Here is a 23,492-nt window from a genome sequence, read left to right as displayed (position 1 = left end):
GAAATCGTGTGCCTTTCTGAACATATCGCAGCTTCACTTATGCTTCATACAGAAATCTGCAAAAGAAATCCCCTTAGTACAAAATACAAATACGGCCGCTATTGCTCCGTATTCAAACCATCGGCGGTAAATCCTCGATACGAAAAACCAGCGAATCATCGGCCAATTGCAAAACCGGAATGCCAATGGCGCCCTGCGCCTTGCGCGCGTCAAACGCCGTATGACTGTCGCGCAGCGCAAGAAAGCGCTTCAGATTCTTTATGCTGGCGGTAATGTTCACCGCCTCATACCCAATGCCGCGCGCATTCAGCGCGGCGACAAACGGTGCGGTATCCGGGCAAAGTTCGCTGAAGAAAAGAACGGGTTGGTTCATGGGCTATTCTCCTTGTATGGATTATTAAAAACGTGCGGCGTCTGCGCGCTTTCGCAGTTCGGCAACAAAATCACGGTATTGCCGCATACTGGCGAAACCGTTGGCGCTGATAGCATAAAATTTTTCCGGCAAATAGCGCTTTCTCGCTTTTGCTGGACGATAGCGGAAGCGGATGGTTGGCAATGGCATCGCTGCGGGTATTTAGCGCGTTTCCTGATGCGGTAGCGGCGCGGCAAAATCCGCCTCATCATCCATCCGCTCCAGCGCCTGCATGATATCGCGACACAGCGTTTCCGTATTCAGCCCGGTTTCCGCCGAAATGCGGTACACCGGCCCCTGCCAGGCAAGCGCCGCGACAATTTCCTGCGCGCGAGCCTCGCCTTCCTCCGGCGTGAGCGTGTCCATCTTGTTCAGCACCAGCCAGCGCGGCTTGTCGGCAAATACCGCGTCGTATTTTTCCAGCTCGACGCTCACCTGCTCAAAATCGCGCACCGGATTTTGCGAATCGCTCAGCGGCGAACAGTCCAACACATGCAGCAGCAGGCGGGTGCGCGCCAGATGGCGCAGGAATTGGTGTCCCAGCCCCGCACCTTCCGCCGCACCTTCAATCAGGCCGGGAATGTCGGCCATAACGAAACTTTGCAACATGCCGACGCGCACTACGCCGAGATTGGGGTGCAGCGTGGTAAAGGGATAATCGGCGATCTTCGGGCGCGCGGCGGAAACGCGGCTAATCAACGTCGATTTGCCCGCGTTTGGCATGCCGAGCAGACCGACATCGGCGAGCAGTTTCAGTTCGAGACGCAAATAGCGCTCCTCGCCTTCCGTGCCGGGTTTGCATTGACGCGGTGCGCGGTTGGTTGAGCTTTTATAGCGGGTATTGCCGAGACCATGAAAACCGCCCTGCGCGACCAGCAGACGTTGGCCATCCACGGTGAGATCGCCAATCAGCTCGTCGGTATCATCAACGAACACCTGCGTACCGACGGGCACCGGCACGAGCAAATCTTCGCCGCTGCTGCCGCGCTTGTTCCGTCCTTCTCCGGGGCGACCGTTTGCCGCCTGAAAACTGCGGTTGAAACGGAAATCGGCGAGCGTGTTGATGCCATCCTGCGCGACCAGATAGACACTGCCGCCATCGCCGCCGTCACCGCCGTCCGGCCCGCCGAACGGGACATATTTCTCACGGCGGAAGCTGACGATGCCGTTGCCGCCCTTGCCCGCGCGGACATAAATTTGAGCCTCATCTACGAATTTCATGTTGGTGTTCCTGTAAAGCCTGTGGCAAATAAAAATGAAGTGTTCATTGTACCGACGCATGTGCTGACAACAAAAAAGCCCTGCGCAATGCAGGGCTTTGAGCGTTGCAAAAGCAATCAGGCTTCAGCAACGACACTAACGAAACGGCGTTTTTCTGCACCGCGAATGCTGAAAACGACTTTGCCGGTTGCGGTAGCGAACAGCGTGTGATCACGACCAATGCCAACGTTTTCACCTGCATTAAACGGGGTACCACGCTGACGCACGAGGATGGAACCTGCGCTGACAAATTCACCGCCGTAGCGTTTGATACCGAGACGTTTGGACTTGGAATCGCGTCCGTTGCGGCTGGAACCGCCTGCTTTTTTGTGTGCCATGGTTTTCTGACTCCTTATTTCTTGCCATCAATCGCGTCAATGACTACTTCAGTATAGTTTTGACGGTGACCCATACGTTTCATATGGTGCTTACGACGACGGAACTTGATAATCTTGATTTTCTTGTGGCGACCGTGTTCAGCGATAGTTGCGCTGACAGTTTTTCCTTCCAGATAAGGCGCGCCAACAGCAACGTCAGTTTCGTTTTCTGCGATCAGCAGGACTTTGTCAAAAGCGATGCTGTCGCCCGCTTCACCCGGTAAAGTCTCCACTTTGAGGCGCTGGCCAGGCTTGACTTTATACTGTTTACCGCCAGTTTCAATAACTGCAAACATGTTGTTCTCCAAAAAATTCATGCACGAACAGGATACCTGCTCGTTTTCAAAGGCGGCGAATTATACTGGTAGCACCGCAATAATTCAATAGCCGGACACGCGTTTTGTCGCGCCTCGCCAGCATTTTGATGCCCGCAACAAATCGCTTGCAATCGGCAAAAAATTACCTATAATGCGCCCCCACTTCAGGCGCGTAGCTCAGTTGGTTAGAGCACCACCTTGACATGGTGGGGGTCGTTGGTTCGAGTCCAATCGTGCCTACCAGATTTTATATATTTAAGCCCTGTTCCTACAGGGCTTTTTATTTTTCTGCGCACAAGCGCAACCCTCCTGCCCAGCTCGAAAAGCGGCAGTTTTCCCGTTTTTGCGGAAAAATACGCCGTAAATTTACGCCAGAGAGTTGCCATTAAACTGCCCAAACCACGGAAGCGCGGAGATGCCTGGCGCATCGAAATCATGTTTGAAGGGCAGCGATATTCTGCCACCCGCGACACCGCGCGTGAATGCGAGCGGTGGGCGGCAGAGCGGCTGTTGTCGCTCAAGGCCGGGCAAAAGGTCGAGCATAAATCATCCATCACGTTCCGTGAGTTGTTTCGCAAATCGAGTAGTTATCCCTTGCAGTTAATGGTCTGGTGCAGTTTGAAACCCAAAAAACATCTCATGCTGGTTTTTCCGCGCTTAGCGAATTCTGCGAAGTGTTTTGGACGATAGATGCGACGGTTTGGCAACTCCATATCGTTGACCTCATCCAATATAGAGGCCATATTCTCCAAAATAGTCCCTAAATTTTTCTCATACGCAGAGAATAGCTATTCTCCCCCAACGATTCGCCCACAAAAAAACGCCGCTGGATGCGGCGTTTTCGTTTTCATCACGGCAAAGGTTACAGCACCAGCGCCGCAATCCAGCCAGCGATGAGCAGCGGCACGTTGTAGTGGAGGAAGGTCGGGATGACTGTGTCCTTGATGTGGTTGTGCTGGCCGTCAGCGTTAAAGCCCATCGTCGGGCCGAGGGTAGAGTCTGAGGCGGGTGAGCCGGCGTCGCCGAGCGCGCCTGCGGTGCCGATGATGGCGACGGTGGCGAGCGGCGAGAAGCCCATTTGCGCGCACAGCGGCACGTAGATGGCGGCGATAATCGGCAGGGTTGAGAAGGAGCTGCCGATGCCCATCGTCACCAAAAGTCCGACTACCAGCATGGCGAGCGCTACCAGGGCGCGGCTGTTGCCGAAGAAGGCGACGCTGTCGGCTACCAGCGGCTCGATGCCGCCACTGGCGTTCATTACCGCGGCGAAGCCGTTGGCGGCAATCATGATGAAGGCGATCATGCTCATCATGCGGATGCCGCTGTTAAAGACGGTGTCGGCTTGGTGCCAGCGGATGACGCGCGCCACCATGAAGATGGCAAAGCCGATGAGTCCGGCGAGGATGAGCGAGCCGGTATATTTTTGTGCCAGGAAGGCGGCGGTGACGGCGATGAGCGCGATGATGATGTTCAGTGGTTTGACCGGTACTTGTTCGGCGGCGCCTTCGACCGGGCGGTCTTCGTAGTGGCGCGGCTGGCGGTAGCTGTAGAAGATGGCGATGGCAAGGCCTGCGACCATGCCGAGCGCCGGAATGGCCATTGCCTGGTAGATGTTCACGCCGGAGACGTCCATGCCGAATTTGTTGATGTTGCCGAGTAGGATTTTGTTAAGAAAGATGTCGCCGAAGCCGTAGGGGATGAACATGTAGGTGCAGACGAGGCCGAAGGTAATGACGCAGGCGAGCAGGCGGCGGTCCAGGTTGAGGCGGTTCATCACGAGCAGAAGCGGTGGCACGACCAGCGGGATGAAGGCGATGTGTATCGGCACGAGGTTCTGGCTCATGATGCTCATGGCGAGCAGCGCGATGATGAGCAGCCATTTGAGGCTGGCGCCTTTGCCGTGGCGGGCGCGGCCGATGATGAGGTTCGCCATTGCCTGCGACAGGCCGGAGTAGGAGATGGCGACGGCAAACGCGCCCAGCACCGCATAAGAAAGCGCGGTGGTGGTGCCGGCAGCGATGCCTTCTTCAAAGATTTTGACCAGGTATTTGAGTTTGAGCAGGCTGTCAGGTGCGGTGACGCCCGCATCCGGGAAGGCGGCGAGGATGGTGTCTGCCGGGATGTCGGCAACCATGCCGCCGATGAAGGCGCTGATAATCAGGCTGAAGACGACGTGGACGCGCGCCAGCGAGAGGATGAGCATCAGGCTGACGGCAAGGACGACGGGGTTCATGGTGGGTTCTCCTTTGGGGTTATGACGGGTTGGTTTTTACATACGCTTGAGCGCTCGTGGTGTATGTAAACGGGGCAGGCGGCGATTGTTTTTTCCAGGGCGCGCCGCCGGGGTTCTCTATGGCAAAGCCCCTCGCGGGCGAGGGGCTTTGGCGGTTAGCGTTGTAGGGCTTCTTCGTTCACGCTGATTTTGGCTTGGCGGTAGAGCCAGTCGCCCATGCTTTTGTAGACGCCGCTGATGGCCTGCATTTGCCAGGCTTGGGTCAGGGTTTGGCGCACGGGTTCGGGCAGTTGTGCCGGGTCGCCGTCGCGCACGCTGTCCAGTCGTGCGACGAGCAGGTCGCCATCCGGGGTGTCCAGGCTGCTGATGCGCGCGCTTTGGTTAAAGAGCTCAAGCACCAGCGGATTTTGGGTGGTGTAGCGGTTGGCTGGGGCGACGGTTTCGCTTTTCGCCTGGTATTCGCTGGCGAGCGCCGCGGCTTTTTCCGGGCTTTCTGCCAGCGCCTGTTTGAGCGCGTCGCCGCGTTCGTGCAGGGTGGTGTTGGCTTGTTCGTTGCGATAGTCGGTCTCGACTTGGGCGCGTACGTCGGCAAACGGGCGCGGCTGCGGTTTTTCGCGTTTGCTGACGGTGAAGAACAGGGTGCGCTGCGGCCCGATTTCTACGGGTTCGCCGACTTTGTTGTCGGGCAGGGCCTGGGCGCCAAAGAGTTGTGCCTGTATTTTCGGCTCGTGCAGCCAGGGGGCGGCGTCGCTGTCGGCGGTGATGGCGCTCAGGCTTTGGGTTTGGCCGCCGGTGATGCCGGTGATGGCCGCCAGGCCTTTGCCGTTTTGTGCGGCGTCAAAGGCCTGGTTGGCGTGTTCGGTGTAGGCGGTTTCGTTTTCGCTGGCGGCAAGGCGGCGCAGTTCTTCGTCGCTGCGGTTGCCGGTTTCGATGTTGCCCAGTTCGACGAGGATTTTGCCGTATTCGCTGTCGATGAGGGGCGAGACGTCGCCTGGTTTGGCAAGCGCAAACAGGGCTTCGTCCAGTTCGGGGCTGGTGCCTTTGCCTTTGGCGGCCAGGGCGAGTTCGCCGCTTTCGCCCGCGAGGGTTTTGTTTTGGATGTCTTGCCAGTAGTCGGCGAAGGTTTTGCGGCCGTCTTTGATGGCGGCAGCAGCGTCGCTGGCGGCTTTGGCGTCGTCTATGATGAGGTAGCGGCCGCCGCGGCGTTCGCTGGCCGCGCGCGCTTTGGCGATTTGTTCGTCGCTCACCGGCAGGTCGGCGATGTCATAGATGGTGTAGTTGATGTCTACGGTTTCCGGGGTGGCGTAGCGCTCACCGTGCGCTTCGTAGTGTTTTTGTAGGGCGCTGTCATTGACGTTGATGGCGGCAGCGATTGGCGCACGCGGGATGGTGTAGAGGGTGTAGCCGCGTTCTTGGGCGGCGCTTTGCAGGTAGTGTTGGTAAAGCGGGTTGTTTTCGCCGCCAGCGGCTTGCAACGCGCTGTAGTAGCTGGCGATGCTTTGGTCGCTGCGTACGCTTTGTTGGTAGGTTTCGGCGCTGATGCCGCGCGATTTCAGCCATTGTTGGTAGTTTTCGTCGTTGCCGAATTGTTCTTTGATGATGCGGTAGAGGGCGCTGTCCGGCAGGCGGTAGCGGCTGTTGAGCGCCTGTTGTTGGAACAGGGTGCGTTCGACAAGGCTGCGCACCGCGCGCTGTTTGAGGTCGGTTTCGCTGAGGTCGGGTTGTTGTTGCTGGATGTCGCGGTATTGTTCCTGGTAGGCGCGCAGCGGGACTTCTTGTCCGTTGACGGTGGCGATGTTCGTTTCGCCGCCGTGGTTAAAGTAGGGGACGCCGATAAACAGCATGCCGATACCGGCGATGATGACGAGCAGGTATGTGATTCGGTTGGTCTTTTTTTCGCGGATGTCTTCTAGCATGGGAGCGGGTTCCGTGGGAAGGTGAAGGCGCGGATTGTATCGCCGCATTTTCTTTCCGGCAATCGCGGGCATGAAAAAAGCGCCCCGTGTGGAGCGCTTTTCGGCAGGTGTCGTTTATTCGACGACGACTTTGCCGCGCATGACGGCGTAGTGGCCGGGGAATGAGCAGAAGAAGTCGTAGTCGCCACCGGCTTCGAGGACGTCTGTCTTGAAGGTGACGCTGTCTTTTTCGCCGCCGCCAACAACTTTGGTGTGGGCGATAACGCGGGTGTCGCCATCTTTGACGTAGTTGGTGGCAGCCGCACCGGCGCCTTCTTTGGCAACGGCATCAACGTCAGCGGTTTTGGTGATGACGACGTTGTGGCCCATCGCAGCGGCCGGCAGTTTGCCGACGTGGTCAATTTCTACGGTGAATTCCGGGCAGCTGGCCTTGTTGATTTTGATTTCTTTGATGTCGAATTTCATCGCATCGTCGCCTTTGGCAACGGCGTGGCAGGCGCCATCAGCCGGAGCAGCGGCAGTATCAGCCGGTTTGGCAGCGTCTTCGGCAAATACGGCAACGCTCATCAGGGCAGCAATGGCAGGAATCATCAGTTTTTTCATGGTAGTACCTTTTGGTTGTGGAAGGGATTTTCCGGGGCGCATGGTATCAAGCAAGCGGAAAAATGCAATGTAGAAAAGGTCATATTGTGATTTATTGTTATTTGCGCTTGTCGTGGATTTATGGCGGGTCCCATTGGTATTCCATGCAACGACCCACAGAAGAAAACCTTTACGAAGACGGGTATGACGCCATTGGGGCGCAAGCGGATTACGAGCAAAAGCGCAAGGCTTGCCGGCGCCGGCGCAAGCGCGATGACCCTGAACTCTATGCGCTGGTTAAGGAGAAATTCCTTGACCAGCAATGGTCGCCGGAGCAGATCCAGTACCGACTGCGCCATGAAAACAGCCAATATTCCATCAGCAGCGCAACCATCTATCGCGCCATCTACATGGGGCTCTTTAACGACCCGGATTGGGTGAGAAGCGGCAAACGCAACCTGCGTCATCGTGGCAAAAAGCGCCTGTACAAAGGGACAAAAACCACACGTGGCGGCTTTGCCATCAGCCACGAAATATCCGAACGCCCGGCAGAAGCGCAGGCACGAGAGCGACTTGGCGATTGGGAAGCCGATACCGTGGCGGGCATTACCGGAGGCGCGGTGCTGACCACCCTGACCGACCGGAAAAGCCGCTTTCTGCGTTGCATCCGGCTGGAGAAGAAGACGGCAGACGGGGTGAGTGCGGCGATTATCGAGGCACTAAGCGGAGAGATATTGCACAGCATCACGCCGGACAGGGGCAAAGAGTTCGCGCGGCACGCGGAAGTAACAAAAGCGCTGGGTGCAGAATTCTACTTTCCGCCGCCGTACCAACCCTGGCAGCGCGGGACAAACGAAAACACCAACGGTTTGCTACGGGAGTTTTTCCCGAAGCATCAAGACATTGACCAATATTCTGATGAATACATTGAGAAATGCGTGTGGAAATTGAACAACCGCCCGCGCAAGTGTTTGCAGTGGAGAACGCCTTATGAAGTACATTTTGACAAGGCGTTGCACTTGGTTTGACAATTCGCCGTATATCTATACAGGCAAAGGGCTGTACGGTGTTGTGTCTTGCAAAAAGCCGTTCATCTTTTTTTAAGGGAGCCTCACCCCTGCTTCGCAGGTAAGGGGGGCGCGGCAGAATCCGCCTGCCATAAATGAAACGGGCGGTTCAGCGCGACGCGCCAACCACCCTTTTTCGTTTTTGGTTTTTTACATGGTCGCGGATGGCAGGCCGCTGGCGAGCATTTTGCCGAGTCCGGCTTCGATGACTTCGCGGATTTTCGGTGCTTCTTTGCCGCGCAGTTGGACGCCAACGCCGGGAACGCGTTTGGAGATTTTTTTCGGCGGGTTCAGCCAGACGATGCGGCCGGAGGCCGCGAATTTGCCTAGATCGCCCGGCAGTTTGAGGAAGATGAAGACTTCTTGTTCGAGCGCGTATTTTTCTTCGGTGGCAACGAAGATGCCGCAACCGTCTACAAAGGGCATATAGGCTTGGTAGAGGTCTTTCAGGTCTTCGATGTTGAGGCGGATAACGCCTTGTTTGAGTTTGGATTGGTTTTGCGGAGTAGGGGGTGTCATAGTTCCAGGTTCCGTTTGTCGCAGGTTTCCAGCAGCAGGGCTTTGATGTTCAGGGTTTGCCCGATTTGTTGCCGGTCCGGGCGGCGCAGTTCGCTGAGGCGCGCATAGAGGGTATGCAGGCGGTTCAGGTCGAGTCCTTGCAGGTCTGCGTCGTGTTGGCGCAGGCGATTGTGCCAATTTTGGCCGCTGCTGTCTAGCTGGCGGTAGGCGATAAGGGTTTCCAGCTGGCTTTGCAGGTAGTCGTTCAGGTCGTTGTCTTTGAGGCGGTCGAGATGGTGCAGGTAGGCGGTCGCCCGCTGCGGCTGGCTGAGGTAGGCGATGAGCAGGCCGAGGTGTTCGTGCGGGTCGGGTGCATCCGGGTGGGCGAGCGCCTGGTGCGGGTTGCCGTGGTGCAGGGCAAGGCTGGCAGCAGCTTGTTCGGGACTGAAGGCGTGTGTGTTGACCAGCCATTGTTGGGCTTGTTCTGCGGTTGGCTGCGGCAGGGTGACGACGTGGCTGCGGCTGAGGATGGTCGCTTTGACGGCGCGGCGGTTGGTGGCACTCAGGATAAAGCGGCTGTGCTGCGGCGGTTCTTCGAGGGTTTTCAGCAGGGCGTTCAGCGCGTAGGGGTTGTAGTTGTCAATGGCGCCGAGGTAGGTCAGGCGCAGCGCGCCGATGGCTGGGGTGTTTTGCAGGGTGTCGCCGAGGTCGCGGATGTCTTCGATTTTGCAGGGTTCAAGGTAGCTCGCGGTATCGGGATGGGTGCCTTGCGCGAGCAGGTGGCAGCTTTTGCATTGACCGCAGGGGCGGTGGTCGTCGTGCAGGCAGAGGGCACGGGCGATGATAGCTTGCGCCATGTCGTCGGCATTGCCGCGCTGCGGGTCGATGAGGAGCAGGGTGGCGGGCAGTCGGTCGGCAAGGCGGTCAAGGCCGCGGTAGTGCAGGTCGGTCCAGGGGAGCATGGCGGCGGTTCAGGGTTGGCGCAGCGCTTCTAAATGCGGGCGGATGCGGGCGAAGACGGTTTGTTCGTCGCCTTCGGCGTCTATCCAGACGGCGTGCGGCGCTTGGGCGCGTTCGCGATAGCCGGCGGCAACGCGGACGAAGAAGTCGGCGTCTTCTGCTTCGAAGCGGTCTTGCGCGGCGCCGCGTTGGGCAAGGCGGTCGCGGGCGGTGTCCGCGCTGCTGCCGAGGATAAGGGCGAGGTCGGGGTCGCGGTCGGTTTCGCTCGCGGTTTCGAGCGCGCTGAGGGTGGTGAGCGGGATGCTACGGCCGTAGTGCTGGTAGGCGTAGGTGGCGTCACGGTAGCGGTCAGAGATGTACCATTCGCCGCGCGCGAGGGCGGGCAGGATGGTTTGTTGTAGGTGGGCGCGACGGGCGGCGAGGAGCAGCAGCAGTTCGGTCAGCGGGTCGGCGTCGGTCGTGCGGTCGAGGAGGATGGCGCGCAGGCGTTCGCCCAACGGGGTGCCGCCCGGTTCGCGCCCGTAGCGGGCGGTGATGCCATGGGCGGTGCACCACGCCTGGATGTTGGCGAGTTGGGTGCTTTTGCCCACGCCTTCGCTGCCATCCAGGGTGATGAAGCGCCCGCTCATGGTTTGGGCTGCTGTTGTTGTTTGAGGTAGCGGGCGACCGCTTGTTGGTGTTCTTCGTAGGTGGCGCTGAAGGTGTGGCCGCCTTTGCCGTCGGCGACGAAGTAGAGGCTGTCGCCGTCAGCGGGGTGCAGCGCTGCCTGGATGCTGGCTTTGCCGGGCAGGGCGATGGGGGTCGGCGGCAGGCCTTTGTTGATGTAGGTGTTATACGGCGTGTCGGTTTGCAGGTGTTTGCGGGTCAGGTCGCCGTGGTAGTCGGCGGCGCCGTAGATGACGCTGGGGTCGGTTTGTAGCAGCATGTCTTTTTGTAGGCGACGCACGAAGACGCCGGCGATTTGCGGGCGCTCGCTTGCCACGCCGGTTTCTTTTTCGATGATGGAGGCGAGGATGAGCGCCTGGTAGGGGTTGGCGAGTGGCAGGCCATCAGCGCGGTTCGGCCATTCTTGTTCGAGGGTGCGCTGCATTTCGCCGTACATGCGTTTCAGTAGTTCGAGGTCGCTGCTGCCACGGTGGAACTGGTAGGTTTCGGGCATGAACCAGCCTTCGGGGCTGCCGTCAATGCCGAGCAGGGTGGCAATTTGTGCGTCGGTTTTGTCGTTTAGGGTGTGTTCGATGCCGGCGGTCTGCACGAGGCTGGCGCGCAGGTCTTTGAAGGTTTTGCCTTCGACGACGGTGATGTTGTACACCACGACTTTGCCGTTGGTGATGTCGTTCATCAGTGAGGGCAGGCTGGCGCTGGCGTCAATGCGGTAGTCGCCCGCCTTGATGTTCGCCGCTTGCGGGTTGAGGCGGGCATATACGGGCAGCACCCAGTCGCTATGGATGACACCGCGCTGTACGAGTTCGCGGTTGAGGCTGGCGAGGGTATCGCCGCGTTTGACGGTGATGATGCCGTCGCCTTCGGCGACGAGTGGGGCATTCAGTGCTTTTTGGTATTGCAGGTAGAAGACGCCTGCCGCCCAGGCGGCGAGCAGGATGAGGGTGAGGAAGCAGTTGAGAAGGAAGCGTTTCATGGCTGGTACCGTCGCAGGAGGATGCAGGCGTTGGTGCCACCAAAGCCGAAGGAGTTGGAAAGGGCGGTGTCGATTTTCATCGCGCGCGCTTTATGCGGGATGTAGTCCAGGTCGCAGCCTTCGCCGGGCTGGTCAAGGTTGATGGTCGGCGGCGCGATTTGGTCGCGCAGGGCGAGCAGGGTGAAGATGGCTTCAAGGCCGCCTGCGGCGCCGAGCGCGTGTCCGGTCATGGATTTGGTGCTGCTGACGGCGAGGCGGTAGGCGTGTTCGCCGAAGCTGTTTTTGATGGCGCGGGTTTCGGCGATGTCGCCTGCGGGGGTCGAGGTACCGTGCGCGTTGATGTAGTCCACCGCGTCCGGCGTGATGCCCGCGTCTTTGAGGGCAAGCGTCATGCAGCGCGCCGCACCGGAGCCATCTTCCAGTGGGGCGGTCATATGGTAGGCATCGGAACTCATGCCCATGCCGATGATTTCGCCGTGGATGGTCGCACCACGCGCCAAGGCGTGTTCGAGGCTTTCGAGGACGATGACGCCCGCGCCGTCGCCCAAGACGAAACCGTCGCGGTCTTTGTCCCAGGGGCGAGAAGCGCGCGTCGGGTCGTCGTTGCGGGTGGAGAGCGCCTTGGCAGCGGCAAAGCCGGCGATACCCATATCGTTCCCCGCACTTTCTGCGCCACCGGCAATCATCACGTCCACATCGCCCGCCTGAATCATGCGGTAAGCCTGGGCAATGCAGTGGGTGGCGCTCGCGCAAGCGGTGACGGTGGCAAGCGTCGGCCCTTTGATGCCGTAGCGGATGGAGAGGTTGCCAGCAATCATGTTGACGATGTTCTTCGGCACGTAGAACGGCGAGACGCGGCGCGCGCCACGCTCAAGAAATTCGCGGTAGCCGTCAAGCATGCCGGGCAGGCCGCCGATACCGGAGCCGATGATGATGCCGCTGCGTTCAGCGAGGGTGGGGTTGGTGAATTCTAAGCCGCTGTCGGCGATGGCGTCTGCGGCGGCGGCGAAGCCGTAGTGTATGAAGCCGTCCATTTTGCGCGCTTCTTTGGCGTCAAAATAGCGGTCGATGTCAAATCCCTGTACGGCGCCGCGAAAACGCACGGGCAAGTCCGAAGGGTCATAGTCGGTGATAGGGGTAATGCCGCTCTTGCCAGCGAGGATGTTCTCCCAGGCGCTGGTGATGCTGCTGCCGACCGGGCTGATGATGCCCATGCCGGTTACGACGACACGTGGTATGGCTCTGCTACGGGTGGTTTGCGTCATGTGTTTCCTGCCGTTTCGATGACCCGGCGCCTGTCTGCGCACGGTTGAAGATACAAAAAAGCCACAGCAGTTGGCACTACCGTGGCTCGCCTGGCGACCCGTTTAGCCGTTGCTGTTGGCTTTGACGTAGTCGATAGCGGTTTGCACGGTGGTGATTTTTTCTGCGTCTTCGTCAGGGATTTCGCAGTCAAATTCTTTTTCCAATGACATGACGAGTTCAACGAGATCGAGAGAGTCAGCGCCGAGGTCGTCAATGAAGGCGGCTTCAGGTTTGACCTGCGCCTCATCAACGCTCAACTGCTCTGCGATCACTTTGATGACGCGTTCTTCGATTGAATTACTCATGGTGTGTTTTTCCTGGGTTGTGATTGAGGGGGCGTATTGTAAAAGGTTTGTTTGGCAAATGCCACACGGCGGCGGGCAGCCGGGTTTACAGCATATACATGCCGCCGTTGATGTTCAGCGTTTCGCCGGTGATGTATTCGGCGCGCGCCAGATAGACGACCGCGTCGGCGATATCTTCTACCCGTCCCAGTTTGGCGAGCGGGATTTGGTCGGAGATGGCTTTTTTCTGCTCATCGTTCAGTTTGTCGGTCATGTCGGTCTGAATGAAGCCCGGCGCAACGCAGTTGACGGTGATGCCACGTGAGCCTACTTCGCGCGCCAGCGATTTGGAAAATCCGATGAGGCCGGCTTTGGTGGCGGCGTAGTTGGTTTGTCCGGCGTTGCCCATGATGCCCACTACCGAGGTGATGTTGATGATACGGCCGCAGCGGGCTTTCATCATGTCGCGCAGTACCGCTTTGCTCAGGCGGTAGATGCTGTTCAGGTTGGTGTCAATGACGTTGTCCCATTGTTCCGGTTTCATCCGCATCAGCAGGTTGTCGTCGGTAATGCCAGCGTTATTGACGAGGATGGCAACCGGGGCGTACTGGTCGGCGATGTCTTTGATGAGCGCTTCTACGGCGTCGTTATCATTGACCGAGAGTTTTTTGCCGCAGCCGCTGAAACCGCTTTCCGCGATATGACGGCTGATGGCTTCTGCGCCGCTGTCACTGGTAGCGGTGCCGATGACGGTCGCCCCTTCGCGACCGAGGGCATCAAGGATGGCACGACCGATACCACGGCTGGCTCCAGTGACGAGGGCGACTTGTGATTGCAGGTTCATGGGGTCTCCGAAAGGGCTTGGCGAACAGCGGCGACGCTGTCGGGATGATCAAAAGCAATGGTACGCAGCGTTTTATCGATGCGCTTGTTCAGACCGGTGAGCACTTTGCCCGGCCCGGCTTCGATAAAGAGATTGACGCCGCGCGCGGCCAGCGCCTCGATGCAGTCCACCCAGCGTACCGGCTGGTAAAGTTGTGCACCGAGCGCCGCTTCCACACCGCTCGTGCTGTCGTGCGTTTTGGCATCCACGTTATGGATGATGACGGCGTTCGGGGTCTGCCAGTGAATTTTGCCGAGGTGCAGACTCAGTTGCCCGGCAGCGGCGCGCATCAGCTCGCAATGTGAAGGGACGCTGACGGCCAGCGTGACGGCGCGCTTCGCTCCTGCTGCTTTTGCCGCTTCTACCGCGGCTTCCACCGCGGCAGTTTCGCCTGCGATGACGACTTGCCCGGGCGAGTTGAAGTTGGCGGCACTGACTTTGCCGGGTGTGCGGTTGCAAACGCTGATGACGTCTTCATCGGCCAAGCCGAGAATGGCAGCCATCGCACCCGCACCGGGAGCAACGGCTTCCTGCATGATTTTGCCGCGCATGTGGACGAGCTGGATGGCTTCGGCAAAGCTCATCGCCCCTGCCGCACAGAGGGCGGTGTATTCGCCAAGCGAGTGGCCGGCCATAAAGGGGGCGTTGATGCCGCATTCGTCACGCAGGATATCCGCGCAGGCGATACCGGCGGCAAGCAGCGCGGGTTGGGTGATGGCGGTTTGGTCGATCTGACTGCCCGTTTCGTCCTGGCTAATCTGCCACAGGTCGAGTTTGAGGACGTCGGAGGCTTCCTGAAAGCGACGCTGCACGACGGGGTAAGCCGCCGCCAGTTCCTTGAGCATGCCGGGGCTTTGCGAGCCCTGGCCGGGGAAAATCAATGCAATGGTCGCCATGTTGCGCTCCTCCGTTAGTAAGTGATGATGCTACCGCCCCAAACGAATCCGCCGCCAAAAGCTTCCAGCAGCAGTTTGTGGCCGCGCCGTATCGTACCGTTTTTGATGCCGTAATCCAACGCCAGCGGGATGGAAGCGGCGGAGGTATTGGCGTGTTCGGCAACGGTGAGGATGACTTTTTCCAGCGGCAGGTTAAGGTGTTCGGCAGTCGCTTTGATGATGCGCAGATTGGCCTGATGCGGGATGAGGAAGTCGATGTCTTCCGCCTGCATCTGCTGTTGTTCGAGCAATTCGGTGACAAGACCAGAAAGGGTGCGTACCGCGACTTTGAACACTTCTCGCCCTTCCATGTGAACGAACGGCAGGCGGTCGCCCATGGTGTCCGCAGCGGAACCACTCCCGCGCGGTACCAACAGCAGCTCTTTGTAACGACCATCGCTATGTAATACCGAGCCGTGAATACCGGGTTCGTCTGCCGCTTCAAGAATGACTGCACCTGCGCCATCGCCAAAGAGGATGGAGGTACTGCGGTCGCTCCAGTCCAGGATGTTGCTGAACAGTTCCGCACCGATAACCAGCGCCCGTTTACAGCTGCCTGCGCGAATGAAGTTATCGGCGGTCGCCAGCGCGAAGATGAATCCGGAACAGGCGGCCTGCATGTCAAAGGCGGCAATGGTCTGGCAGCCGAGGCGGGTTTGCAACTGACTGGCGTTGCTGGGAAAGATGTGTTCTGGCGTAGAGGTGGCGACGATGATGAGATCCAGCGTTGCAGGATCAATGTCGGCGCGTTGCAGGGCGTCGCGTGCGGCCTGATAGGCAAGATCCGTGCTGCTTTCATCCGGCGCGGCGATGTGACGCTGTGCGATGCCGGTACGAGTACGAATCCACTCGTCGGAGGTGTCCATCCGCTCGGCGAATTCTTGGTTGGTCATGATCCGCTGCGGCAGATAGCTGCCGGTGCTGAGGATTTTGCTGTAAATCATGCAGTGTGTTCTTCGGCGGCAGGGCGATTCTGCTGACGGTCAAGCTGGCAGCGGATGTGATCGATGATGCCGTTGGTGATTTCGAGACGGGCGACGTTGATGGCGTTGGCGAACGCGAAAACGTCGGCGTTACCGTGGCTTTTGATGACAATGCCCTGCAAACCGAGCAGGGTCGCGCCGTTGTAGCGGCGGGGGTCAATGCGCGCCTTGGTGCGACGCAGGACGGGCAGGGAAAAGAGTGCGGCAATTTTGCTGAAGATGTTGCGGCGAAATTCCTGCTCCAACGTGGTCTGGATGTATTTGGCGATGCCTTCTACCGATTTTAGTGCGACGTTACCGACGAAACCGTCACAGACGACGATGTCCAGTTTTTCCTTGAGAAAGATGTCGTTACCTTCGACGAAGCCGCTGTAGTTGAGGTCGGTTTTCTCCAGCAGTTTGCTGGTTTCCTTGACCATGTCGTTGCCCTTGATCGCTTCTTCGCCGATGTTGAGCAGGCCGACAATCGGATTGGGCTTTTCATCAACCGCCTTGACCAGTTCCGAGCCCATGACCGCGAACTGCACCAGTTGTTCCGGTTTGGCCTCCACGTTGGCGCCAAGATCGAGCCAATGCACATGTCCGCCTCGTGAAGGCACCACCGCACAAATCGCCGGACGGGAGATGCCAGGCAGCATTTTCAGGATATAGCGGCTGCTTGCCATCAACGCGCCGGTGTTGCCGGCGCTGACACAGGCTTGCGCTTTGCCGTCGCGCACCAGCTCAATCGCCTTCCACATGGAGGAATCGGTTTTGTGGCGCAGGACGTTGGCAGGTGCTTCGTCCATCGCCACCACCTGCGTGGTGTGGTGAATGTCAATGCGCGCGGCATCAATCGCGCTGAAGGATTTATGACTGCGAATAGCCGGTTCGTCACCGACTACTATCATGCGCACGTCGTGGTAGCGCTTTTGGATATGGGCGACGGCGGCCAGCGTGACATCCAGACCGATATCGCCGCCCATTGCGTCAATGGCAATGATTGGCGGCTTGCTCGTGCTCATGGCGCGATCAGGTCTTATTCTTCGATATCAATCTGTTGGGCAACGCGAGGACGGACAACGGCGAGGCGTCCGCGATAGAAGCCGTCTTTGGTGACGTGGTGGCGCAGGTGGCGCTCGCCGCTGTGGCTGTCGGTAGAGACGGTTTTGCCGGTTAAGGCATCGTGGGCACGGCGCATGCCGCGTTTGGAGGGGGTTTTACGATTCTGTTGAACGGCCATGGGAATGCTCCTTGGTTTCCAGTAAGTCTTTTAAAGCCGCAAACGGGTTGTGCGTTTCTGCCTGCGGCAGGGGGTCACGCGCGCCGGTCTGCGGCAGGCTGCAATCATCGTGCTTGGCAATCATGGGCATCGCCAGCAGGATTTCTTCTTCAATGAACCACGCCAGGTCGAGTTCGTCTTCGGCGCAGATCAGGGTTTCGCTGCCATCGGTGACATTGTCTTCAAGGGATTGATCACGAATCAGCACGTAATCAAAGGAATGGGCAACCTCCAGCGTCATCGGTTCAAGACAGCGCTGGCACTGGGTATGCAGAACGGTGCGCACACGACCGCTCAAGCGGTGTTGCCCGTCCTTATCCATATTTCCTTCAAGGGAGTAATGCACGACGTCATCGCGCGTCCCCGTCCATTGTTTTAGCGTTTCGGTCTCTGCCAAAGGCAGCGAACCGCTCTCGTGGCAACGGTTTCTGGCATAGGCCCAAGGGTCAATCAGCCGGGGGGGTGGGGTCGCGGGAGGGCGCATCATACTCTCAACATTTTCGGGTGTCAAAATGGAAAAACGGCAGAAAATCAGCCAATACCGTGCGTGCGGGCGAAGTGCAGATAGACGATATCCGAGATTTCGCGGATGACGTTGCTGCGGCTGGTAATCCAGCTGGAATAGTTCCCCGCCGGGTTGTCTTTCTCGATGATGGCGGAGATGGTATAGGGATAGCTGCGCCCGCCGGACTTGCATTCGATGATGCCGAAATTGCCGCAGAGCATCGCAGTCGAGCCGGTTTTGTCGTACACCGTCGCGCTTTGCGGCACGAACTGCGTTTTTGAGCGGATGCGGTCAGGATTGGGGATGGACATAATCTGCTTCAGATACTGCGCGCCGGGCAGCTGGTTCGCCCACAGCGCACGCAGGAAGCGGTCGTAATCGGCAGCGGAAGCGCGGTTTTTATAAGTACGTCCCTGTGCCGGAATGTTCTCGACGATTTGAATATTGCGGAAAATCTGCGGCGCCTGTTTTTTCAGCATCCATTGCACGCCCTGCGGCCCGCCGAGACGCTTGAACAGGTGGTTGGTGAATTCGTTATTACTGGCGACGACCATGCCGCGCATTTCGTCCTGCACGCGCTCGCTCATCGGATAGAGGCTGGAATCCTTTAAATAATGGGTGAGGAGGTAGGCCTGGATGACGAACGGCTTGACCAGACTGGCGCATTGCAGCGGCACTTGTGCGTTGATTTGCGCCAGCGGACGGTTGGCGACCAGATCATGCACCAACCAGGCACTGCGCTCGTCGCCCGCAAGACGCCCTTCGGCGCGCAATTGGCGCACGCGCTCGTTGATAGAGCGCTCCAGCGGCGTTTCTGCCTGGGCAGAAAGCGGCAGGATAGCACCGAGACCGAGCGCACAGCTGCGCCCGATAAATTGACGTTTATTCAACAACATGCTTATGAAGGGATGGTAATTCGAGGCGGTTATTTTAGCAAAGCGACACCGCAATAGCGGGATTTTTCGTGACTTTCGTCTATATTCTCATCCATCCGCAGATTGGGTTAGAACCCGTCTAATATCTACTAGAAATGCTTTTTCTACAGGGCGAACCCGCAGCAGGTGGGTACTCATGCAAAATGCGGACGTATTCGGTGGTTTTTGTCGTGCTTCAAGCCAACAGCAAACGCTGCAAGGCGGCGACGTCTTCCACGACAAAATCCGGCGCGCTGGCGGCAAGCGCGGCTTTGTCATGCGCGCCCCAGGTGACGGCGCAGGTTTTGACGCCGGCGGCATGTCCCATTTCGATATCGGTGGTGGCGTCGCCGATGTAAAGGGCGGTAGCGGGGTCGCCGTCAAGCGCGGCGAGGGCGAGCCGGATGCCTTCGGGATGCGGTTTGTAGTGCTGCACCGTGTCCGAGCCGATGAATACGTCGATGTGTGCGCTGATGCCGAGTTGTTCGCAGTTGGCGCGCAGGATGGCGGTTTTTTTGCTGCTAACGATGCCGGTTTGCCGCTGCTGCGCCTTGAGGGCGGCGAGCAGGGCGGCAATGCCGGGGTAGAGGCGGATATGGCTTTCCGCCGCCACGGCGTAATGTTGGCGGAAGGTGGCGAGTAGCGCGGCAAAGGCGTCGTCGTCAAGGGCGGTCGCGCCGAGGGTGCGGAAGCAGCGCTCTATCGGGATGCCCATTTGTTGGACGATAGCGGCGTCTGCTGGCGCGGGCAGGTGATGGTCGCGGAAGGCTTGCCGGGTGGCGAGGATGGCGCATTGGGCGCTGTCGGCGAGGGTGCCGTCGAAGTCAAAGAGGATGATGTTTGCGGGCATGGGGTTTCCGGGGTTGGGGCAATGGGTCAAAAAAACCGCGCGAGGCGCGGTTTTTTGTGGGCATCAGAACGGGATGTCGTCGTCGAAGTTGTCCTGATCGAGGGTTGGGCCGCCGAGGCCGCCGGTGTTGTTTTGTGGCGGCACGGGTTTGTTCGGCGTGGACGGTTGTGGGCGGTTGCCGCCGCTTGGCGCGCCGTAGTCTTGGTCGTAGCTGCCGCCGTAGTCTTGGTCGTAACCGCCTCCTTGCTGGCCATAGCCGCCGCTGTTGCTGCGGTTGCCGGGGTAGTTGCCGCTGCCATTGCCGCCGAAGCTGCCTTCGCCGCCGCCGCGGCTGTCCAGCATTTGGATGTTGTCGGCGACGATTTCGGTGGTGTAGCGCTGTTGGCCGCTTTGGTCGGTCCATTTGCGGGTTTGCAGGCGGCCTTCGACGTAGAGTTTGCTGCCTTTGCGCGTGTATTGGCCAATGATTTCGGCGGTGCGGCGGTAGGCGACAACGCGGTGCCATTCGGTTTTTTCGCGTTTTTCGCCGGTGTTTTTGTCGTTCCAGGTCTCACTGGTGGCGATGGAGATGTTGGCCACCGGTTCGCCGTTGGGCATGTAGCGCATGTCCGGGTCGTTGCCCAAGTTGCCGATGAGTATGACTTTGTTGACGCCTGCCATTTTGGGTGTTTCCTCGTGTGTTCAGGTAAATGTGCGGGTTCAGGGCTGTTGTGCGCCGCGTAGTGTAGCGGTTTTGCCGGTTTTCAGCAAAAGGAGCGCGGCGATGGCGCTTGCGATGGCGAGGGTGATGAGTACGGTCGCCGGGCTTTGGTTTTGCCAGATGCGCCCGCCGATGGCGCCGCCGGTGAAGCTGCCGATGAATTGGGCACTGCTGTAGATGCCCATCGCCTTGCCGCGGCTGTCCGGCGCGGCGTTTTGTGCGACCCAGTGCGGCAGGCCGCTTTCCAGGCGGTAGAAGGCGATGAAGTACACGCTGAGCGCAAAGAGCAGCCAGGCGGTGCTTGTAATAGGGACGGCAAGCAGCGCGGCGCCGGCGGCGAGGATGAGGTAGTTCACGCCGAAGGTGAGCGGGTGCGGGCGGTTTTTCGGGCGCATGGCGAGCAGCGCGATGAGGTTGGCGGGGAGGTAGAGCCACCAGTGGTGGGTTTTGTCGATGCCGTTGGCGACGATGAGCGGCGGCAGGACGAGGAAGGTGGCGGTGAAGATGGCGTGCAGGGTGAAGATGGTGGCGGCGGCTTGGTAGATGGGTTTGCGCTGGTATTCGTCGCGGCGGGTAACGGGGTAGGTGGCGTCGGGCAGGCGCAGTCCGGCGACGAGGGCGGCGGCGGCCATCAGTGCGATGATGAGGAACAGTCCGGCGACACCCACCCAGCCCGCCAGCAGCGGGCCGAGGATGAGTGAGAGGACGAAGGCGATGCCGATGCTGGCGCCGAGGATGGTCATGGTTTTGCCGAGTTTGTCCGGCGGGGTGATGTCAGTGGCGTAGGCGAGCGCGACGGCGGCAATCGCTCCCATGCCCTGCACGGCGCGGGCGGCAATCATCATTTCGATGCTACTTGCGCAGGCGGCGAGCAGGCTGCCCGCGGTAAAGAGGGCAAGGCCGCCGGCGATGACGGGTTTGCGCCCGTAGCGGTCGGAAAGCCAGCCGCAGGGGATTTGCAGCAGTCCCTGGCTTAAGCCGTAGATGCCGAGCGCGATGCCGACGAGGGTTTTGTTCGCGCCCGCCAGTTCGTTGGCGTAGAGGCTGAAGACGGGGAAGATCATGAACAGACCGAGCATCCGCGTGATGTAGATGGCGGTCAGGATGGCAACGCCGCGCTGCCAGGGCTGGCGTGCGTCAGTCATTGAGCAGGCTCCGTACGTTGCGGGCGAAGGCGAGGCGGCCGGCATCCCCCTGCAACCACGGCAGGACGGCATCGGCGCTGTCGTAGCAGGCGAATTGCAGCACGTCGCCGTCGCCCTGCAAAATCAGGCGGGTATGGCCGCCCGCGTCGGCAAATGTCGCCTCCACATAGTCAAAGCCCGCTTCCAGCGCATCGGCAAGACGCGCCAAATCGGCGAGGCTGTCGTGGCGGGCGGGGTCGGCGTGGAAGCGGTATTCGCCGAAACCGTAGATGAGTTCAAAGGTGAGGTAGTCCGCGGCGCGCGCGACCACGACGAGCGACAGCGGGCGGGAGAAGTTCATGAAATGTTGCCCGGCGGGGCTGGTGTCTTGGTATGGCATGGGAAATCCTTACGGTACAATGCGCGCTCATTTTACCGAGGATTACAAGATGGACTGGAATAAATTGGGACTGGTCGCCATCGGCGCCTACTTTATCTACAACTTCTACCGCATGGTTAAAAGCGGCGGCTACAAGGCGCTGCTGGAGCGCTCGCGCAATGCGCCGCAGCATTGGGGCACCTTCGCCTTCCTGATGGTGATGGTGGTGCTGTTCGTCATCCTGCTCATCCGCCTCTGATGCTAATAGACATTGGCTGCAACCTCGCCAGCAGCCGCCTGTTGCCGCACGTCAAACGCATCCTCGCCGACGCGCGTCGCGCTGGCGTCGTGCAACAAATCATCACCGGCAGCGACGCGGCGAGCAACGAAACCGCATTGGCGCTCGCCAACAGCCACGCCGAGCTTTACGCCACCGCCGGTTTCCACCCGCACCACGCCAACGACTGGCAGGCGCCATCGCACCGCCTGTTGCTGCAAACCTTGGCGCGTGAGCCGCGCTGCGTTGCCGTGGGCGAAATGGGGCTGGACTACCACCGCAACCTCGCCCTGCCTGCGAACCAGCGCCGCTGCTTTGCCGACCAACTGGCAGTCGCCAAAACCGTACAAAAACCCGTCTTCCTGCACGAGCGCGAAGCCTTTGCCGACTTCAGCGCCATCTTGGGCGAAGCCCTGCCGGAACTCGCCGGAGCCGTCTGGCACTGCTTCACCGGCACGCGCGCGCAAATGGAAACACTCGCCGAACGCGGCGTCTATTTCGGTATCACCGGCTGGATTTGCGACCCCGTGCGTGGCGCGGAGCTGCGCGACACCGTGCGCCACATCCCGGACGATCGCCTGATGCTCGAAAGCGATGCGCCTTACCTCACGCCGAAAACGCTGAACCCACTGCCGCGCGTGAACGAACCGCAGTACCTGCCGGAAGTGTTGCGCGTCGTCGCCGAGTGCCGCGGGCAAAGCGAGGCGGACGTCGCCCGCATCACCACGGAAAACACCCGCCGCTTCTTTGGAGTCTCCTGATGCCCTTCACCCCAGAACAAGAAAAAAGCCTGCTCGCCGAAAAAGGCATTGGCAAAACCATCATCCAGCGCCTCGCGCAAATGGGGCTGGATGACATTCCCGCCCTCGCGGAAGCCGATGTGGACGACATCCTCGCCCACGGCGCCTACCTCACCGGCAGCACCTGCTGGCGAAACAGCCCGCAAGCCCGCGCTGCCATCACGACTGCCATCATCTGGGCGCAGCGGCAAAAAGCGTGCAGTTGACCCGCCTGGCACCATACAACCCACGACCACACCATGACCCCCGCCGCCATCGCTGAATGCTTCCGCCGCTTTCGTGACGCCAACCCGCAGCCGACCACCGAGCTCGAATACACGAGCACCTTCGAGCTGCTCATTGCCGTCATCCTCTCGGCGCAGGCGACCGACAAAGGCGTGAACAAAGCGACGCGCCGCCTCTTTCCCGTCGCCAACACCCCCGCCGCCATCCTTGCCCTCGGCGAAGACGGCCTGAAGGACTACATTAAAACCATCGGCCTCTACAACACCAAAGCCGTAAACATCCTGAAAACCTGCCAAATCCTTCTCGACGAACACGGCGGCGCAGTGCCTGCCGACCGCGCCGCGCTGGAACGCCTCCCCGGCGTTGGTCGCAAAACCGCGAACGTCATCCTGAACACCGCCTTTCGCCAACCGGTGATGGCGGTCGATACCCACATCTTCCGCGTCGCCAACCGCACCGGCATCGCGCCGGGCAAAACCGTACTTGCCGTCGAAAAAGGGCTGATGGCGCGCGTGCCGCCCGCATACCTGCTGGACGCGCACCACTGGCTCATCCTGCACGGGCGCTATGTTTGCATCGCGCGCAAACCGCGCTGCGGCGCCTGCCTCATCTCCGATCTCTGCGACAACCCGCAATTTGAAGCATAAGCGGGGCGCGAGCGCCCGCCCGTGATACAGAAGCGCCGCAAACTGGCACAACTATTGCTTTCATCTACTGGTAACGAAATAGTCATTTTTTTGTATAATGACGGTCATAGTCAGTTAATCCTGACAGGACTTTCAGCAAAATCTTAATCTATTACAAGG

31 protein-coding genes and 1 tRNA gene are annotated in these 23,492 nt (G+C 59.5%); 6 read left to right on the top strand and 26 right to left on the bottom strand.

All coding sequences use genetic code 11. The features are described 5' to 3' along the window. Window positions 1-112 precede the first annotated feature (112 nt). The 5 genes from EL199_RS12420 to rplU form a co-directional block, all read right to left on the bottom strand. Window positions 113-373, bottom strand: coding sequence for a hypothetical protein (locus EL199_RS12420; protein WP_004143470.1), 261 nt, complete (start codon window positions 371-373; stop codon window positions 113-115). A 24-nt stretch (window positions 374-397) separates the two neighbouring features. Next, on the bottom strand, window positions 398-556 hold the full coding sequence (locus tag EL199_RS12885; protein WP_170166217.1) for a hypothetical protein: 159 nt from the start codon (window positions 554-556) through the stop codon (window positions 398-400). Window positions 557-574: 18 nt separating this feature from the next. Further along, window positions 575-1,633, bottom strand: coding sequence for an Obg family GTPase CgtA (gene cgtA, locus EL199_RS12415; RefSeq protein WP_040356289.1), 1,059 nt, complete (start codon window positions 1,631-1,633; stop codon window positions 575-577). A 116-nt stretch (window positions 1,634-1,749) separates the two neighbouring features. Next, window positions 1,750-2,010: a 50S ribosomal protein L27 gene (gene rpmA, locus EL199_RS12410; protein ID WP_004143475.1), complete on the bottom strand. Its 261-nt coding sequence runs from the start codon at window positions 2,008-2,010 to the stop codon at window positions 1,750-1,752. Between the two features lie 14 nt (window positions 2,011-2,024). Continuing rightward, window positions 2,025-2,345 carry a 50S ribosomal protein L21 gene (gene rplU, locus EL199_RS12405; protein WP_040356292.1) on the bottom strand — a complete coding sequence of 107 codons (321 nt, stop codon included), beginning with the start codon at window positions 2,343-2,345 and terminating at the stop codon, window positions 2,025-2,027. Between the two features lie 187 nt (window positions 2,346-2,532). Between rplU and EL199_RS12400 the strand changes: the two genes are divergently transcribed. Beyond that, window positions 2,533-2,609 (top strand) — tRNA-Val (locus tag EL199_RS12400). A gap of 344 nt (window positions 2,610-2,953) precedes the next feature. Here the strand turns inward: EL199_RS12400 and EL199_RS12390 are convergent. From EL199_RS12390 to azu, 4 genes are all read right to left on the bottom strand, one after another. Continuing rightward, window positions 2,954-3,079 carry a transposase gene (locus EL199_RS12390; protein WP_391527315.1) on the bottom strand — a complete coding sequence of 42 codons (126 nt, stop codon included), beginning with the start codon at window positions 3,077-3,079 and terminating at the stop codon, window positions 2,954-2,956. Between the two features lie 149 nt (window positions 3,080-3,228). Continuing rightward, window positions 3,229-4,599, bottom strand: coding sequence for a Na+/H+ antiporter family protein (locus EL199_RS12385; protein WP_004143483.1), 1,371 nt, complete (start codon window positions 4,597-4,599; stop codon window positions 3,229-3,231). Window positions 4,600-4,754: 155 nt separating this feature from the next. Continuing rightward, the gene (locus EL199_RS12380; RefSeq protein WP_040356293.1) at window positions 4,755-6,515 is read right to left on the bottom strand and encodes a peptidylprolyl isomerase; all 1,761 of its coding nucleotides are present in this window, start codon (window positions 6,513-6,515) and stop codon (window positions 4,755-4,757) included. Window positions 6,516-6,629: 114 nt separating this feature from the next. Then, complete coding sequence (gene azu / locus EL199_RS12375) at window positions 6,630-7,118, bottom strand: azurin (protein ID WP_004143485.1); 489 nt, start codon at window positions 7,116-7,118, stop codon at window positions 6,630-6,632. A 17-nt stretch (window positions 7,119-7,135) separates the two neighbouring features. On the opposite strand from azu, the gene EL199_RS12370 reads away from it, so the two are divergent. Continuing rightward, entirely contained in the window at window positions 7,136-8,125 is a 990-nt protein-coding gene (locus tag EL199_RS12370; RefSeq protein WP_126316103.1) for an IS30 family transposase, read from the top strand. Between the two features lie 189 nt (window positions 8,126-8,314). Here EL199_RS12370 and EL199_RS12365 read toward each other — a convergent pair whose 3' ends face one another. From EL199_RS12365 to EL199_RS12285, 17 genes are all read right to left on the bottom strand, one after another. Further along, window positions 8,315-8,683 (bottom strand): PilZ domain-containing protein, encoded by a 369-nt coding sequence (locus tag EL199_RS12365; protein ID WP_004143487.1) that lies wholly within the window; start codon window positions 8,681-8,683, stop codon window positions 8,315-8,317. After that, entirely contained in the window at window positions 8,680-9,624 is a 945-nt protein-coding gene (locus EL199_RS12360) for a DNA polymerase III subunit delta' (RefSeq protein ID WP_004143488.1), read from the bottom strand. Before EL199_RS12360 ends, EL199_RS12365 begins: the two co-directional genes overlap by 4 nt. Before the next feature lie 9 nt (window positions 9,625-9,633). Then, on the bottom strand, window positions 9,634-10,251 hold the full coding sequence (gene tmk / locus EL199_RS12355; protein WP_004143489.1) for a dTMP kinase: 618 nt from the start codon (window positions 10,249-10,251) through the stop codon (window positions 9,634-9,636). Next, the gene (mltG, locus tag EL199_RS12350) at window positions 10,248-11,261 is read right to left on the bottom strand and encodes an endolytic transglycosylase MltG (protein WP_004143492.1); all 1,014 of its coding nucleotides are present in this window, start codon (window positions 11,259-11,261) and stop codon (window positions 10,248-10,250) included. Before mltG ends, tmk begins: the two co-directional genes overlap by 4 nt. Then, window positions 11,258-12,526 (bottom strand): beta-ketoacyl-ACP synthase II, encoded by a 1,269-nt coding sequence (gene fabF / locus EL199_RS12345; RefSeq protein WP_040356299.1) that lies wholly within the window; start codon window positions 12,524-12,526, stop codon window positions 11,258-11,260. The genes mltG and fabF overlap by 4 nt, the downstream gene beginning before the upstream one ends. A 102-nt stretch (window positions 12,527-12,628) precedes the next feature. Then, window positions 12,629-12,871: an acyl carrier protein gene (gene acpP, locus EL199_RS12340; protein ID WP_004143495.1), complete on the bottom strand. Its 243-nt coding sequence runs from the start codon at window positions 12,869-12,871 to the stop codon at window positions 12,629-12,631. Window positions 12,872-12,956: 85 nt separating this feature from the next. After that, on the bottom strand, window positions 12,957-13,694 hold the full coding sequence (fabG, locus tag EL199_RS12335) for a 3-oxoacyl-ACP reductase FabG (protein WP_004143496.1): 738 nt from the start codon (window positions 13,692-13,694) through the stop codon (window positions 12,957-12,959). Continuing rightward, on the bottom strand, window positions 13,691-14,629 hold the full coding sequence (fabD, locus tag EL199_RS12330) for an ACP S-malonyltransferase (protein ID WP_004143497.1): 939 nt from the start codon (window positions 14,627-14,629) through the stop codon (window positions 13,691-13,693). The genes fabG and fabD overlap by 4 nt, the downstream gene beginning before the upstream one ends. Window positions 14,630-14,643: 14 nt before the next feature. Continuing rightward, window positions 14,644-15,612 carry a beta-ketoacyl-ACP synthase III gene (locus EL199_RS12325; RefSeq protein WP_004143499.1) on the bottom strand — a complete coding sequence of 323 codons (969 nt, stop codon included), beginning with the start codon at window positions 15,610-15,612 and terminating at the stop codon, window positions 14,644-14,646. Next, a complete protein-coding gene (gene plsX / locus EL199_RS12320) occupies window positions 15,609-16,655 on the bottom strand; it encodes a phosphate acyltransferase PlsX (protein WP_004143513.1) in 1,047 nt (348 codons plus the stop codon). Before plsX ends, EL199_RS12325 begins: the two co-directional genes overlap by 4 nt. A 14-nt stretch (window positions 16,656-16,669) precedes the next feature. Beyond that, window positions 16,670-16,873, bottom strand: coding sequence for a 50S ribosomal protein L32 (gene rpmF, locus EL199_RS12315; protein WP_004143514.1), 204 nt, complete (start codon window positions 16,871-16,873; stop codon window positions 16,670-16,672). Next, window positions 16,851-17,309 carry a YceD family protein gene (locus EL199_RS12310; RefSeq protein ID WP_004143516.1) on the bottom strand — a complete coding sequence of 153 codons (459 nt, stop codon included), beginning with the start codon at window positions 17,307-17,309 and terminating at the stop codon, window positions 16,851-16,853. Before EL199_RS12310 ends, rpmF begins: the two co-directional genes overlap by 23 nt. Before the next feature lie 134 nt (window positions 17,310-17,443). After that, window positions 17,444-18,313 (bottom strand): serine hydrolase, encoded by an 870-nt coding sequence (locus tag EL199_RS12305; RefSeq protein WP_004143518.1) that lies wholly within the window; start codon window positions 18,311-18,313, stop codon window positions 17,444-17,446. A 214-nt stretch (window positions 18,314-18,527) separates the two neighbouring features. Then, window positions 18,528-19,181, bottom strand: a complete 654-nt coding sequence (locus EL199_RS12300) for an HAD family hydrolase (RefSeq protein WP_004143519.1) — start codon at window positions 19,179-19,181, stop codon at window positions 18,528-18,530. Window positions 19,182-19,244: 63 nt separating this feature from the next. After that, entirely contained in the window at window positions 19,245-19,841 is a 597-nt protein-coding gene (ssb, locus tag EL199_RS12295) for a single-stranded DNA-binding protein (protein ID WP_004143520.1), read from the bottom strand. 39 nt (window positions 19,842-19,880) lie between these two features. Next, the gene (locus EL199_RS12290) at window positions 19,881-21,026 is read right to left on the bottom strand and encodes an MFS transporter (protein ID WP_004143521.1); all 1,146 of its coding nucleotides are present in this window, start codon (window positions 21,024-21,026) and stop codon (window positions 19,881-19,883) included. Then, a complete protein-coding gene (locus EL199_RS12285) occupies window positions 21,019-21,405 on the bottom strand; it encodes a hypothetical protein (protein WP_004143522.1) in 387 nt (128 codons plus the stop codon). Before EL199_RS12285 ends, EL199_RS12290 begins: the two co-directional genes overlap by 8 nt. 49 nt (window positions 21,406-21,454) lie before the next feature. Here EL199_RS12285 and EL199_RS12280 point away from each other — a divergent pair, with 49 nt between their 5' ends. From EL199_RS12280 to nth, 4 genes are read left to right on the top strand one after another with little or no spacing between them, the layout of a single operon-like run. After that, window positions 21,455-21,643: a hypothetical protein gene (locus tag EL199_RS12280; protein ID WP_126316102.1), complete on the top strand. Its 189-nt coding sequence runs from the start codon at window positions 21,455-21,457 to the stop codon at window positions 21,641-21,643. Further along, a complete protein-coding gene (locus EL199_RS12275; protein WP_004143526.1) occupies window positions 21,643-22,422 on the top strand; it encodes a TatD family hydrolase in 780 nt (259 codons plus the stop codon). Before EL199_RS12280 ends, EL199_RS12275 begins: the two co-directional genes overlap by 1 nt. Then, entirely contained in the window at window positions 22,422-22,667 is a 246-nt protein-coding gene (locus tag EL199_RS12270) for a hypothetical protein (RefSeq protein WP_004143528.1), read from the top strand. The genes EL199_RS12275 and EL199_RS12270 overlap by 1 nt, the downstream gene beginning before the upstream one ends. A gap of 33 nt (window positions 22,668-22,700) precedes the next feature. Further along, window positions 22,701-23,333 (top strand): endonuclease III, encoded by a 633-nt coding sequence (nth, locus tag EL199_RS12265; RefSeq protein WP_004143529.1) that lies wholly within the window; start codon window positions 22,701-22,703, stop codon window positions 23,331-23,333. The last annotated feature ends 159 nt before the right edge of the window (window positions 23,334-23,492 follow it).

Origin of the sequence: Cardiobacterium hominis, assembly GCF_900637305.1 — a bacterium.
GTDB classification, from domain to species: Bacteria; Pseudomonadota; Gammaproteobacteria; order Cardiobacteriales; family Cardiobacteriaceae; genus Cardiobacterium; species Cardiobacterium hominis.
The sequence above is the reverse complement of the archived record's forward strand: the minus strand, read 5'-3'. Positions and strand labels throughout refer to the sequence as shown.